The following is a 13,255-nucleotide window of genomic DNA, read 5'->3' on the forward strand; positions in this document are numbered from 1 at the left end:
ACGGCGAAAGTGTCAGATGGCGTCCGTACCGCTGTCAACGACGCGTGTGAGGCGGGCCGGGGCCGACGATCTCGCCGGATTCATCACCCCTGGCCACCGCCCTTCGCGGCCGATCGCGGCGCGAGGTGAACGATGAAAATTTCGAGGAAGAAGCCGGGTCGCCGCCGAAAACGGCACATGCTTTCGCGTCCCGCACCCGTCTCGCTGCCTGGTGTAGCCGGAATCGTGAAACTTTCACCGAGATTGACCGGCTCTTCACTACCCGGCGTTCGGCCTCGTGCGACTGGCCGACCAGCGTTTACGCGAATCTCCACCTGCCCAAAGGGTGCTAGGGACCCTCCGAAATCGTTGACACCCCAAGTCAGGCGTGCCGATACTTTCGTCAATGCGCCGATAGTTTCGGCATCGGGTTGATCGCGAATGCCGGCCGCGACCGTTCTCTCTGCCGTCTTCGGCTTGTTCACGAGGAGGAAGTACGTACATGAACGACGTTCACGTGCACTTGAGAGGCCGCGGCCGTCTGCGGTCGTTGATCGGCCGTGTGACCGCCGTGGTGCTGGCCGCGGTGGTGGCGCTGCTGCCCGGTGTGGCCCACGCGGCCGTCACCACCAACCAGACCGGGAACAACAACGGTTACTTCTACTCGTTCTGGACCGACAGCCAGGGCACCGTCTCCATGGATCTGGGATCGGGCGGTAACTACAGCACCTCCTGGCGCAACACCGGCAACTTCGTCGCCGGCAAGGGCTGGCAGCCCGGTGGACGCCGGACCATCACCTACTCCGGCAGCTTCAATCCCTCCGGCAACGCCTACCTGGCCGTCTATGGTTGGACCCGTGGTCCGCTGGTGGAGTACTACATCGTGGACAACTGGGGCACCTACCGCCCGACGGGGACGTACAAGGGCACGGTCACGTCCGACGGCGGCACGTACGACGTCTACCAGACGACCCGCTACAACGCCCCGTCCATCGACGGCAACCAGACGTTCAACCAGTACTGGAGCGTCCGCCAGCAGAAGCGGACCGGCGGCACGATCACCGTCGGCAACCACTTCGATGCCTGGTCCCGCTACGGCATGCAGCTCGGCAGCCACGACTACCAGATCCTCGCCACCGAGGGCTACCAGAGCAGCGGCAACTCCAACATCACCATCGGGGGCTCCGGCGGCAGCACGTCGACCCCCACGTCTCCGCCTCCCGGCAACGGGGGCGGCGGCTGCACCGCGACGCTCTCCGCCGGTCAGCAGTGGAGCGACCGGTACAACCTCAACGTCTCGGTGAGCGGTTCGAGCAACTGGACGGTGACGATGAACGTGCCGTCCCCGGCGAAGGTCCTCTCCACCTGGAACATCAGCGCGAGCTACCCCAGCTCCCAGCAGCTGGTCGCCAAGCCCAACGGCAGCGGCAACAACTGGGGTGTGACGATCCAGCACAACGGCAACTACACCTGGCCCACGGTCTCCTGCTCGGCGAGCTGACCCACCCACCACACGGCACACCGTGGCGCGGCGGCTCACACCCGCCGCGCCACGTCCCCGTCCCACCCGCCGCAAGCCCGGAGGGTCGTCGCATTCGTTCTGTCGATCTTTCGCGTGATTCCGCACGTCATCTGGGATAGTGGCCGGGTGGGTACGGTTCACATCGAGGCCAAACCGGATCACCTGCTGCGCCTCGCCCGTCAAAGGGATCCGGTGGGCGCGGTCGTGGAGATGATCTGGAACGCCCTGGACGCGGAGGCGAGCCTCGTCAACGTGGACCTGGAGATCAACGAACTGGACGGCGTCGAGTCGGTCAGCATCGAGGACGACGGCCACGGGATGCCGAACGCGTCCTGTAGGAACTACTTCGGCGGCCTCGGCGGGTCGTGGAAGACGGCGGCCAAGGTGTCTCCGCGGCTCAAGCGCGGTCTGCACGGGCGGAGCGGCCAGGGCAGGCTCCGCGCGTTCTCGTTGGGCGGCCAGGTCAGGTGGATCACGATCGCGGAGGCGGCCGACGGGCGGATCGAGCGTACGGTCATCAGCGGGACCGTCGACCGCCCCGCGGACTTCGACATCTCCGAACCGGAGCCTGTTCGGCTCGCGTGTGGGACACGCGTGGAGGCCTCCGTCCCGGCGGACTTCGTGAGCCGCCTCACCCAGGACGACACGGCTCAGCAACTCGCCTCGACGTTCGCGCCGTTCCTGGCCGCCAATCCCGATGTGCGGATCGTCTACCAGGGTGTACCCCTTGATCCAGCCACGGTATGGACCGGCATGGCCGAGTATCCGCTGCGCTGGCCGGATTCGGATGGTCATCCGGCGCCGCTGCTGCGCGTCATCGAATGGCCGAAGGACGTCGGCCGGGTGCTCGCTCTCTGCGATGCCAGCGGTGTCGTCCTGGACGAGCCCTCCCCGGGCATCCAGGCGCCCGGCTACCATTTCACGGCCTACCTGCTCTGGGATGGCTTCGTCGAGCGCCGGGACGATCTGCCCCTGGCGGAGACGGACGAGATCGCTCCTCTCCTGGCACTCGCCCGGGAGAAGCTCCGTGCCCACTTCAAGAGGCGCGAACAGGAGCGCAGGGTCCGCCTCGTTCAGGAATGGAAGACCGAGGGCGTCTACCCGTACGCCGCAGGGCCGTCCGAGCCCGCGCAGGCGGTCGAACGGGAGATGTTCGACGAGGTGGCGGCCCGGATCGCCCGTCGGCTACCAGGGGCGACGCAGAGCAAGAAGACCACCCTGCGGCTTCTGCGAGAGGTCATCTCGCGCGATCCCAGCGGGCTCTATCCCGTTCTGGACGAGCTTTTCCGGCTGCCCCAGTCGGAGCAGGAGGAGCTCAAACGCATCCTCCAGCGGACCAGTCTCGCCGAAGTGATCAGGGCGACGGGACAGATCACCGATCGGCTCGACTTCCTCGCGGCTCTCAAGAAGCTCGTCTTCGAACCGGAGGTCAGCAGGACGCTCAGGGAGCGAAGCGAGCTCCACCGGATCGTGGAGCGCGAGACGTGGATATTCGGTGACGCCCACGCGTTGATGATCAGCGATCAGAGCCTGGACGCGGTCCTCCTCCGGCACCTCAAGGAGCTGGGGCGGGAGCCGGTTGACGGCCGGCTGAATCCGGTCCGGCGGGAGGACGGCCGGACCGGCATCGTCGATCTCCTGCTCGGCCGCGTACGGCGGGGAGGTTCCGGGCGAGAACATCTCGTGGTCGAACTCAAGGCACCCAGAGTCAGGATCGGCCAGGCGGAGGTCGCGCAGATCAAGAGTTACGCCGAGGCGATCGTCAGCGATCCGCAGTTCCGCGACGCCCGCGTCTCCTGGGACTTCTGGGTCGTCTCCACCGAGATGTCGGAGGTAGTCAGACGAGACGCCGCTGCCCCGAACCGGCCGCCGGGCTGCATCGCCGAATGGGAGGGCGGCGTGCGCATCTGGGCACGGACGTGGAGCGAGATCATCGACGACTGTGAGGCTCGCCTCCACTTTTACCAGGACCGGCTGAACCATGATCCGGCCGCCGAGCACGCGGTGGAATACCTCCAGCGCGTCCATGGAGAGGTCGCGCCGGCGACGGTCACCGCCTGATCTTCCTCAGATCAGGGAGTCGAACTTTCCGGTTTTGATGCCGCTGATGAATGCCTGCCAGTCGGCGGGGGTGAAGGCCAGCGCGGGGCCGTCCGGGTCCTTGCTGTCCCGTACGGCGACCACCCCCGGCAGGTTGACGGCCACTTCGACACACTGGCCGCCATTGTCCGAGGAACGCGACGACTTTCGCCAGACGGCGGCACTCAGGTCCACTCGCGTCTCACTTTCTCGATGATTCGAAGGGATACGTGCTCAGGATAGGCCCACAGTCGTATCACCTCATAGCGCTTCCAAGTCGCGGAAACGTGGTCGCAATCGGTAGTGATATGTCCCTGCACGGATGAATCCGCGTGGACGGCGTCGGGCTCGCCGCCCGCGAACTCCGCGATCATGAATGCGCCGGCCAGTCCCGCCACGCATTCCGGATCGACAACCTGGATGGCGACGGCAGGCCGTTGCGCGATCTCGATCAGGTGATCGAGCTGCTCCCGCATCAGCTCGCCACCGCCGATCCTGCGGCGCAACACGCCCTTGTCGATGAGGGCGAGGTAAATCGGGGGATTGTCCCGATCGAGGATCCGCTGCCGCTGCATACGAGCTTCGACATGCTGCTCCACCTCTTCGCGACCGATCTGCCGTCCTCCGCTGAACAGATGCCGTGCGTACGCCTCGGTCTGGAGGAGGCCGGGGATCAGGAGGGGGTCCCAGGAGCGGAGGATGCGGGCGGTGGGCTCGATCTCCTCGACCCAGCTGCGGAACCAGACCGGGGCGCCGGGCTGCGTGACGATGCGCTGATAGAGCCGCGTGAACGAGACGCCGTCGGGCGTGCCGAAGAGCCGGTCCAGCCGTTCGGCGTCGGACTTCGACGGGGTCCGGGTGGCCTTCTCCAGGCGGCTCACCTGGGTCTGGGTGCGGCCGAGGCGTGCGGCCACCGCCGCCTGCGAGAGCTGCGCGGCCTCCCGGAGGCGGCGCAACTCCGCGCCGAAGCGCACCCTCGGGGACGCGGGATCGAGAGACGGCACAACATTCATCGCATTTCCTCCCGATCCAGACAATTCCATTCGGCGTACGCGGGGTAATTCCGTGCCCAGTCCACGACACGCCAGAGAGTGTCATGACCTGCGCTGTTTCGGCCTGCCGAACCGCTCGCCGGCTCGATGACGGAAAGGAAGTCTAGGCGCGGGTCGTCCATTCGGGAAAGCCGGATAAAAGCAGAGCGCGCATTTTTCCGGCGGCTGCACGGTCGATCCCGGATGAACGCGGTGAAACTCCTCCGCCGACCGGCGAGCGGAGGGCCGCACAGGGCGGGGACGCCGGCCGAGGCCGGATCTCCAGGCTGGAGGCGATCGGTGACGGCGGGCGAGCGGCACGAGGGGTTCGTCGGGACGGGCCGGAAGCAGCGCGGTGCGGGCGTGCGCGCCTCGCCGGTCGCTCGGCCGTACGGCACCTGGCGGCGGGAGTTCCCCGGAACGGGCAGGTCGGTCTCCGAGGCCCGGGAGTGGGCGCGCGGCCTGCTCGCGGAGCGGGTCGCGGCACCGGTCCTCGACGACGTGGTGCTCCTGCTGAGCGAGGTGGTCACCAACGCCGTCACGCACTCCGCCTCGGGATGCGCGCAGGACGGCCGGGTGAGGGTACGGATGACCCGAGACACCGGAGGCGTACGCGTCGAGGTGCGTGACGGCGGATCGGCCACCGGCGCGCCGGTGGTGCGGGCGCCGGACATCGAGGCCGTCGGCGGGCGCGGCCTCCGGCTGGTGGACGGGCTCGCCACCGCGTGGGGTGCGTGGCGGGACGACACCGGCACATCGGTCTGGTTCCGGGTGGCCGGGCGCCGGTGACCGTACGGACCAGACGCATGCTCGACGCGGCGGGACACGCTACACCACGGCTTCAGGCGGGTGGGGTCACGGGTTTGTGCGGGCGGCCAGGATGGTCCGGAGCCGGCCGAGGAGCGCGGTCACGTCGTCCTCCTGGCCGACCGGCACGCGCAGGTGGTCGCGCAGCCCGATGGGAGCCAGGTCGGCGGCCCAGGTGTGGCCGGCCGCCCGCAGTTCGCCCGCGACCCGCGACGCCGTCCCGGGCAGCCGGACGAGCACGAAGTCGGCGGCCGAGGGGAGGAATTCGACGCCCAACTCCGCCAGCCCCCGGCACAGCGACTCCCGGGCGGCCCGGTTGGCGGTGCGGAGGCGTTCCAGCACGACCAGGTCGTGGGACGGCGGGGCGGCGGGCGGACGCGGCGCGGGCAGGCGTCCCACCACCGTGGGCGCCCCGATCAGATAGGCGAACCCCGGCGACCCGTAGGTCCGCAGCACGCAGACGTCGGACCCGTACCGCGCGTTCCACCGGGCGGAGGTGAAGCCCGGGCCCAGCGCGAACTCCGCGCTCGACTCGTCGAACACGACGAGCGTGCCGTACCGCCGGGCCGCCGCGCACAGCGACCGTACGGACTCGGCGTCGAGCACCCCGCCCGTCGGATCGTGCGGGTGGGCCACGACGACCAGGCCGGCGCCGCGCGCCATCCGCGCGCACAGCTCCTCGGCGCAGATCCGGTGATCGCGCAGGGGCAGCTCCACGAACGGCGTCCCGGCGGCGCGCAGGCTGTCGGCGTGCCCGCGCCGGGTCTGCGCGTTGATCACGGCGGGCCGGGGATCGTCGCGACGCGAGGCGGCGAGCAGGCGGATCAGCTCGTCGGCGTCCGCGGCGACGGCGACCCTGTCCTGCCCGACGAAGTGGCGCCGGGCGATCCGTCCGGCCAGGTCCGGGCCGGAACAGGACAAGGTGCGCATGGTCGTCCTCCTGTCACGGACAACAGGGGCAAACAGGGCTGTCCGCACCGTAGCCGGGCGCGCTATCAACGTGGTCTCAGCCGCATCCCACCGCCGCGGCGGCCTCAGCCCCGCCTCCGCGTGGTCTCGGGCCGCTCTCGCGGGCCGCCCTCGCGGCGCGCGCGATGGCACGATCGAACGCATGGACCAGCGGATGATGCGCGCCTATCTCGACCGCATCGGCGCCCCGGCGCCGCGCGCGGCCGACCTCGACACGTTGCGTGAGCTGCACCAGCGGCACCTCTACCACGTGCCGTGGGAGAACATCCACACCCGTCTCGGCACGCCGGTCACCCTCGACGAGGACGTGTTCCTCGACAAGCTCGTACGGCTGCGCCGCGGCGGCGGGTGCTACGAGCTCAACGGCGCCTTCGCCGCGCTGCTGCGCGAGATCGGGTACGACGTCACGCTGCTCGCGGCGGCGGTGTTCGAGGAGGACGGCACGCCCGTCTTCCCGCTCGACCACCTCGTCCTGCGGGTCGAGCTGGACGGCCCCTGGCTGGTGGACGTTGGGTTCGGCCAGTTCAACGTGTTCCCGCTGCGCATGGACACCGACGAGCCGCAGCGTGACCCCGGGGGCGAGTTCCGGGTGGTCGAGGCCGGCCACGGCGACCTCGACGTGTACTGCGACGGCAGCCCGCGCTACCGCGTCGAGGCGCACCCCCGGCGGCTGCGCGACTTCGTGCCGTCCTGGGACTGGCACCAGGTGTCGCCCGAGTCGTTCTGGAACGCGATGGACCTCTGCTCGCTCAGCACCCCGGGCGGCCGGGTGACGCTGCACGGCAATCGGCTGATCACGACGTCGGGCGGCCGTACGACGGAGGTGACGCTGGAGGGCGAGCAGGCGATCGTGGCGGCCTACCGCGACATCTTCGGCATCGACCTGGACCGGTCGCCCGGAGCCTGCCACGCCGAGCGCTTCGCCACGACGGAGCCCCTCAACGCCTGAACCACCCGGAACGCCTTCGGGCCTCACGCGGTCGCCTTCCCCTCGGCGTCCGGCGTACGCGGCGCCACCCGCGAGGCCCGGCGGACCGGGGGGAGCGCCACAAGCCCGGCGGTCGTGCTCGGTGGTCGAGCCAGGTGGTCGAGCCAGGTGGCCGGGCTGGGGGCCGGGTTCACTTGTCGAGCAGGGCGGCGACGTCGCCGACGATGACGTCGAGGCGGCTGCCGGTGCCGAAGATCTGGTCGACGCCCAGGGCCAGCAGCGTGTCGCGGTCCTCGGCCGGGATCGTGCCGCCGACGACGACCCGCACGTCTCCCAGCCCCTCGGCGCCCAGGGCGCTCATCAGGCGGCGGCACTCGTGCAGGTGGTTGCCCGACAGGGAGGACAATCCCACCATGTCGGGCCGCTCCCGGCGGACGGCGGCCACGAGGTCGGCGGGGGTGGTGTGCCCGAGATAGACCACGTCCATCCCGGCCTCCCGCAGCCCGTTGCACACCACGATGGCGCCCCGCCAGTGGGCGTCCATCCCCAGCTTCGCCACGACGCCCTTGCGGCCGCTCAGCTCTCCTGCCACAACGGGAACTCCCATCGTCCCAGCTCGTCGCGGAACACCCGGCCGAGCTCGCCCAACGTGACATCCGCGTCGACCGCGTCGAGGACCGCCGGCATGACGTTCTCGCCGTCCCGGCAGGCGCGGGCGACCCGCTTGAGGGCGACGCCGGCCGCCTCCCGGTCGCGGCGGGACCGCGCCCGCTCCAGCGCGGCCACCTGCCGGTCGAGGCTGCCGTCGGGCAGCTCGAAGCGGTCGAGCTCCTCGGCGTCGCCGTCGAGTTGCGTGTTGACGCCGACGACCAGGCGCTCGCCGCTCTCGATCGCCTTCTGCTCGGCGAAGGCGGTCCGCGCGAGCTCCGCGTGCACCCATCCCCGCTCGGTCGCGGCGACGATCCCGCCGAGCTCCCCGATGCGCTCCAGGACCCGCCGGGCCCGCTCCTCCAGCGCGTCGGTGAGGTACTCCACGAGGTAGCTGCCGCCGAGCGGGTCGGCGACCTTCGCCACCCCGGTCTCGTGCAGCAGCACGTACTGCGTGCGCAGCGCGGTCAGCGCGGCGTGCTCGCTCGGGATGCACACCGCCTCGTCGTATCCGTTGACGTGCAGCGACTGGGTGCCGCCGCACACCGCCGCGAGGCCCTGCAGGGCGCTCCGCGCGATGTTGACGTGCGCGTGCCGGGCGCTGTTGGTCACCCCCGACGTCTGGACGTGGTAGCGCAGCAGCTGCGCCCGCGGGTCGCGGACGCCGAGCTCGTCGCGCACCCAGTGGGCCCACATGCGGCGCAGCGCGCGATACTTCGCGACCTCCTCGAAGAAGTCGCTGTGCGCGCTGAGGAAGAAGGTGACCCGGGCGAGGACCGGCTCGGCGGCCAGGCCGCGGTCGAGCAGCGCCCGTACGACGGCCTGGCCGTGGGCCAGGCACAGGGCCATCTCCAGGACCGCGTCCGCGCCGGCCTCGCGGTAGTTGTAGCCGCTCACGCTGACCGGGTTCCAGCGCGGCATCGTCCGCAGCGCGAACTCGGCCAGGTCGCAGGCCAGCCGGAAGGACCCGGCGGGCGGCAGCGCCTCGGGCGCGATGGTGATCGCCGTCTCCATGAGGAAGTCGTTCTGGCTGGTGCCCGCGAGGCGGGCGGGCGCGAAGCCCCGCCGCTCGGCCGACCGCACGTACATCGCGAGGTGGGGCACCGCCCCGATCGGCTGGGAGGAGACCAGCGAGACGCTCACCTCGTCCAGCGGGATGCCGTCGAAGAGCGTGTCGAAGTCGCCGCGCAGGTCCACGGCGACGCCGCCGCGGCCGACGTCGGCCCCGGCCCTCGGGTCGTCGGAGTCGAAGGCCCGCAGGCTGGGATAGTCGAAGACGCCGTTGATCCCGGTGGCCCCGCCGTCGAGCAGCATCCGGTAGCGGGCGTTGGTCTCCTGGGCGGTGCCGAACCCGGCGAGCTGCCGGATGGTCCAGGGACGTTCTCGGTACATCCCCGGACGGATGCCGCGGGTGTACGGGAACTCACCGGGCAGGCCCAGCCGGTCGTCCGGCCCCCCGGCCGGCTTGTCGCCCGGCCCGTCGGCGGGGTCCACGGGGTGCCGCTCCGCCGTGCCGGGCACCGTCACCTCCGGCACCGTCACCTCCGGCACCGCCACCTCCGGCACCGTCACCTCCGGCACCGCCACCTCCGGCAACGGCACGCCGCTCGCCGAACGGATCGGCGCGTCCTCCGCCGGCTGCTTCCTGACGCCGTTCATGAGGCCGAGGCTGACAGGTGCGCGCGAGGGTGACCAATCGCCGAGACCACCCCGAGATCGGCCGGAGTCGCAGGTGAGAGGGCATGCGGCGGGCGACCGAACCGGACCTGACAGACTAGGGGTCATTCCCCCGTGCCCCGGCCACCCTCGTCGTACGGTGTGCTCCATGACGGGATCCTTGACGGGCAAGGTCGCGCTGGTCGCCGGAGCGACCCGGGGAGCGGGCAGGGGCATAGCGGTCGAGCTGGGCGCCGCGGGCGCGACCGTCTACTGCACCGGACGGTCGAGCGAGTCCGGGCGCTCGGAGATGGACCGGCCGGAGACCATCGAGGAGACCGCGGCCCTGGTGGACGCGGCCGGCGGCCACGGCGTCCCCGTGCGCGTGGACCACCTCGTGCCCGAGGAGGTGCGGGCACTGGTCGCCCGCATCGAGAAGGAACAGGGCGCCCTGCACGTCCTGGTCAACGACATCTGGGGCGCGACCAGGATGGAGTGGGACAAGCCGGTCTGGGAGTCGGACCTGGAGTACGGACTCCACCAGCTCCGCCTGGCCGTGGACACCCACGCGATCACCAGCCACTTCGCGCTGCCTCTGCTCATCAAGAACCCCGGCGGCCTGGTGGTGGAGGTGACCGACGGAACCGACGAGTACAACGCCGCCAACTACCGGGTCTCCTTCTTCTACGACGTGGCCAAGGGCGCGGTCAGCCGCATCGCCTTCGCCCTGGCGCACGAGCTGAAGTCGTTCGGCTGCACGGCCGTGCTGCTCACCCCCGGATGGCTGCGCTCGGAGTTCATGCTGGAGCAGTTCGGCGTCAGCGAGGAGAACTGGCGCGACGCCACGAAGTTCTCCCCGCACTTCGCGATCTCCGAGACCCCCGCGTACGTGGGACGCGCCGTCGCGGCCCTCGCCGGCGACCCCGAGGTGGCGCGCTGGAACGGCCAGTCCCTCTCCAGCGGGCAGCTCGCGCGGGTCTACGACTTCACCGACGTCGACGGCAGCCGGCCGGACGCGTGGCGCTATCTGGTCGAGGTGCAGGACCGCGGCCTGCCGGCCGACACGACGGGATATCGCTGAGCCGGCCGTCCGGCCGCATGGAACGCATTGAACGGCGGCGGGATCGGCGGCGGGGAGACCGGGCTGAGAGCCCCTCTCGTTAGCGTGTGGCGGCGCTCCGACTCGCGGGCGTCGCCGTGGAAGCCGAAACACGGCCGGGCTGAGGAGGAAGAACCGGTATGACGACGCTCACCGATGTCGCCTCCGGCTGGTCGCTGTCCGACCACGTGCCGGACCAGGTGATCGCGAGCTGCCTCTACGACTCACAGGGCTGGCTGCGCGAGTGGGAGAACAATCCCATCGAGCACCGCGTGCGCCACGCCTACGTCCACACCCGGCCGGAGGGCGAGGACGGCTCGTCCGTGCTGCCGCTCTACCTCACCACCCGGTCGCCCTTCTGGCACGGGTACGAGGTGCAGGTCGGCCTGGTGGGCAGGTTCGGCAACCCGATCGTCTTCGCCGGGTCGACCTACTCGATGTACGGCAAGCGCGGGCGGGTGCCCGCCGATCTCATCCGCGGCGCGTACGACACCGCGATGGAGTGGATCGCGGACGGCGACGCGGAGACGCTGGTCGTGCCCAACCTCACCAAGGAGGGCGTGGCCGACTGGGTCGCCACCGTGGGCCCGCCGACCGGCCGGGTGCTGCTGGAGCGCACCTACTCCTGCGAGATGTCGCGCGACTACGAGGCCCACGTGCACGAGCGCCTGCCGAACAAGATCCGGCGGGACGTCGCGCGGCGGCTGCGCCGGGCGCACGAGCGCGGGCTGCGCGTCGAGATGGTCGAGGGCGACGCGGCGCACGACCTGGTCCCGGCGGCCTTCCCGCTGACGGTCGACACGAGCGACAAGAACGACTGGCCGGCGCTGTTCGACCAGGAGGCGCTGCACTCGATGCTGCGCGTGCCCGGGGCGATGATGCTGACCGCGAAGCTCGGCGACCGGCTCGTCGGCGCGTTCTTCGCGTTCCGCCGCGGCGACGAGGTCACGTACATGTGCGGCGGCGTCGACTACGCGACGCTGAACGACTACAGCACCTACATCGCGCTGATGTACGGCGGCACCCGGTGGGCCTACGAGAACGGCATGCGCCGCATCGAGTGGGGCCGGGACAACTACCGCTTCAAGGAGCGGCACGGCCTGACCGGGACCAACCTGTATGCCCTGGTCTACACGCCGCGGCCGCAACCCGACCTCAGCGTGGACATCGCGCACATGCACTGGGTGCTGTTCGACTACATCGAGGCGCATTGATGTCGCCTGCCCGGAGGCGTGCCGCGCTGCTGTTGATCGCGGTCATGAGCGTCAACGCCTCCTATACCGTGCTCATCCCGCTCGTGCCCGAGCTCCAGCACCGCGCGGGAGCCGACCGGACGGTGATCGCGCTGATGTTCGCCCTGTTCGCCGCGGCCAAGACGCTGTCCCAGCCGCTCGGCGGGCTGTGGGTGGACCGCTGGCGGCCGGGGCACGTCGCGTTCGTCGCCCAGCTCGTCGCCGCCGCCGGAATCGTGATCACGGCGGTGGCCCGCGACCCGCTGACGCTGCTGGCGGGCCGCGTCTGCTGGGGGCTGGGGGAGGGGCTGGTGACGCCCGCCCTCTATGCGGGCATGGGCCTGCTGTGCCGCCGGTACGGCCTGTCGACCAGCAGGTTGATCGGAACCTTCGGCACCGCCGCGATGGCGGGCTTCCTCGTCGGCCCGCTGGTCACCGGGGTGGCCGCGCCGCTGGGGCTGGAGACATTGTTCTTCGCGGGCGCGGCGGTCACGGCGGTCACCGCCTTCGGGCTGTTCCAGGCGATTCCCCGGTCCGGCGAGGAAGTGCCCGGGGAGGCCGAGGCGGACGCCGCCCCGGCCGCCGGCGACGCGCGCGCGGGCTCGGCGGGCCCCTGGTGGATGTGGGTGCTCGCGCTGGGCGCGCTGGACCTGTTCGCCAACGTGATCTACTCGGCCTTCGAGCCGATGCTGCCGCTCTACCTGAGCGCCGGTAGGGACGGCTCGGCACGCGGCACGATCTCGGTGGTCTTCGCCGTCGGCCTGGCCACCTTCGCCCTGTTCACCTGGGCGCTCGGCCGCTACACCGAGCGGCTGCGGCTGATGACCCTGATCCGCGCCGGCATGGCGGCCATGGCCCTCGGCCTGGCGGGCCTGACCCTGAGCGCGGAGGTGGCGCCGGTCGCGGCGTCGTTCGTCCTGTGCATGGCCGGTTGCGCGGTGCTCTACCTGACCGCGCGGCGGGGCCTCATCGAGCTGCGCTCGGCGATGAGCCGTCAGGGGAAGGCGTTCGGGCTGTTCGGCTTCATCGGCGACTCCGGCAACATCATCGGCCCGATCTTGGGGGTCGCCCTGTTCGGCTGGACCGGCGCCACCTCCTTCCTGCTGCTCGGCGTGCTCTGCGTGGTCGCGCTGGTGGGGCTGGCCGTGGCGTCCGGGCGGTTCCGCGGCACGCGGGCGACCGAGGCCGGCGAACCCACCCAAACCACCGAACCCACCGAACCCACCGAGGCGCAGGTGGTGGCGGCGCAGGAGACCTCGCCAAGACCGTCCTGATATCGGCTCGGGTGACAGTGATCGTCAGACT

14 protein-coding genes are annotated in these 13,255 nt (G+C 70.7%); 7 read left to right on the plus strand and 7 right to left on the minus strand.

Features of this window, described 5'->3' with window-relative positions; genetic code table 11:
- Positions 1 to 83 precede the first annotated feature (83 nt).
- Positions 84 to 464 carry a hypothetical protein gene (locus OG344_RS16565; protein ID WP_405088983.1) on the minus strand — a complete coding sequence of 127 codons (381 nt, stop codon included), beginning with the start codon at positions 462 to 464 and terminating at the stop codon, positions 84 to 86.
- Between the two features lie 17 nt (positions 465 to 481).
- Here OG344_RS16565 and OG344_RS16570 point away from each other — a divergent pair, with 17 nt between their 5' ends.
- Together OG344_RS16570 and OG344_RS16575 are read left to right on the plus strand one after the other, a co-directional pair.
- A complete protein-coding gene (locus tag OG344_RS16570) occupies positions 482 to 1,480 on the plus strand; it encodes a glycoside hydrolase family 11 protein (RefSeq protein WP_405088984.1) in 999 nt (332 codons plus the stop codon).
- 147 nt (positions 1,481 to 1,627) lie between these two features.
- Positions 1,628 to 3,562 (plus strand): ATP-binding protein, encoded by a 1,935-nt coding sequence (locus OG344_RS16575; protein WP_405088985.1) that lies wholly within the window; start codon positions 1,628 to 1,630, stop codon positions 3,560 to 3,562.
- Between the two features lie 6 nt (positions 3,563 to 3,568).
- Here the strand turns inward: OG344_RS16575 and OG344_RS16580 are convergent, their stop codons facing one another.
- Positions 3,569 to 3,775, minus strand: a complete 207-nt coding sequence (locus OG344_RS16580; RefSeq protein WP_405088986.1) for a DUF397 domain-containing protein — start codon at positions 3,773 to 3,775, stop codon at positions 3,569 to 3,571.
- Positions 3,766 to 4,593, minus strand: a complete 828-nt coding sequence (locus OG344_RS16585; protein ID WP_405088987.1) for a helix-turn-helix domain-containing protein — start codon at positions 4,591 to 4,593, stop codon at positions 3,766 to 3,768. The genes OG344_RS16580 and OG344_RS16585 overlap by 10 nt, the downstream gene beginning before the upstream one ends.
- 318 nt (positions 4,594 to 4,911) lie before the next feature.
- On the opposite strand from OG344_RS16585, the gene OG344_RS16590 reads away from it, so the two are divergent.
- Positions 4,912 to 5,400, plus strand: a complete 489-nt coding sequence (locus OG344_RS16590) for an ATP-binding protein (RefSeq protein ID WP_405088988.1) — start codon at positions 4,912 to 4,914, stop codon at positions 5,398 to 5,400.
- Positions 5,401 to 5,466: 66 nt separating this feature from the next.
- Here OG344_RS16590 and OG344_RS16595 read toward each other — a convergent pair whose 3' ends face one another.
- Positions 5,467 to 6,531 (minus strand): aminotransferase class I/II-fold pyridoxal phosphate-dependent enzyme, encoded by a 1,065-nt coding sequence (locus OG344_RS16595; RefSeq protein ID WP_405088989.1) that lies wholly within the window; start codon positions 6,529 to 6,531, stop codon positions 5,467 to 5,469.
- Between OG344_RS16595 and OG344_RS16600 the strand changes: the two genes are divergently transcribed.
- Positions 6,530 to 7,336 (plus strand): arylamine N-acetyltransferase, encoded by an 807-nt coding sequence (locus OG344_RS16600; protein ID WP_405088990.1) that lies wholly within the window; start codon positions 6,530 to 6,532, stop codon positions 7,334 to 7,336. The two genes, OG344_RS16595 and OG344_RS16600, sit on opposite strands and share 2 nt — an antisense overlap.
- Before the next feature lie 23 nt (positions 7,337 to 7,359).
- On the opposite strand, the gene OG344_RS16605 is transcribed toward OG344_RS16600, so the two are convergent.
- From OG344_RS16605 to OG344_RS16615, 3 genes are read right to left on the minus strand one after another with little or no spacing between them, the layout of a single operon-like run.
- Positions 7,360 to 7,509 carry a hypothetical protein gene (locus OG344_RS16605; RefSeq protein WP_405088991.1) on the minus strand — a complete coding sequence of 50 codons (150 nt, stop codon included), beginning with the start codon at positions 7,507 to 7,509 and terminating at the stop codon, positions 7,360 to 7,362.
- The gene (locus OG344_RS16610; RefSeq protein WP_405088992.1) at positions 7,506 to 7,907 is read right to left on the minus strand and encodes a cobalamin B12-binding domain-containing protein; all 402 of its coding nucleotides are present in this window, start codon (positions 7,905 to 7,907) and stop codon (positions 7,506 to 7,508) included. The genes OG344_RS16605 and OG344_RS16610 overlap by 4 nt, the downstream gene beginning before the upstream one ends.
- The gene (locus OG344_RS16615) at positions 7,892 to 9,622 is read right to left on the minus strand and encodes a methylmalonyl-CoA mutase (RefSeq protein WP_405088993.1); all 1,731 of its coding nucleotides are present in this window, start codon (positions 9,620 to 9,622) and stop codon (positions 7,892 to 7,894) included. Before OG344_RS16615 ends, OG344_RS16610 begins: the two co-directional genes overlap by 16 nt.
- Before the next feature lie 166 nt (positions 9,623 to 9,788).
- Between OG344_RS16615 and OG344_RS16620 the strand changes: the two genes are divergently transcribed.
- The 3 genes from OG344_RS16620 (at position 9,789) to OG344_RS16630 (ending at position 13,224) form a co-directional block, all read left to right on the plus strand.
- Complete coding sequence (locus OG344_RS16620) at positions 9,789 to 10,700, plus strand: SDR family oxidoreductase (RefSeq protein WP_327044183.1); 912 nt, start codon at positions 9,789 to 9,791, stop codon at positions 10,698 to 10,700.
- 158 nt (positions 10,701 to 10,858) lie between these two features.
- Entirely contained in the window at positions 10,859 to 11,932 is a 1,074-nt protein-coding gene (locus tag OG344_RS16625; protein WP_405088994.1) for a GNAT family N-acetyltransferase, read from the plus strand.
- Entirely contained in the window at positions 11,932 to 13,224 is a 1,293-nt protein-coding gene (locus OG344_RS16630; RefSeq protein ID WP_405088995.1) for an MFS transporter, read from the plus strand. Before OG344_RS16625 ends, OG344_RS16630 begins: the two co-directional genes overlap by 1 nt.
- The last annotated feature ends 31 nt before the right edge of the window (positions 13,225 to 13,255 follow it).

This window comes from Microbispora sp. NBC_01389, assembly GCF_045040095.1.
In the GTDB taxonomy this organism is placed as follows: Bacteria; Actinomycetota; Actinomycetes; order Streptosporangiales; family Streptosporangiaceae; genus Microbispora.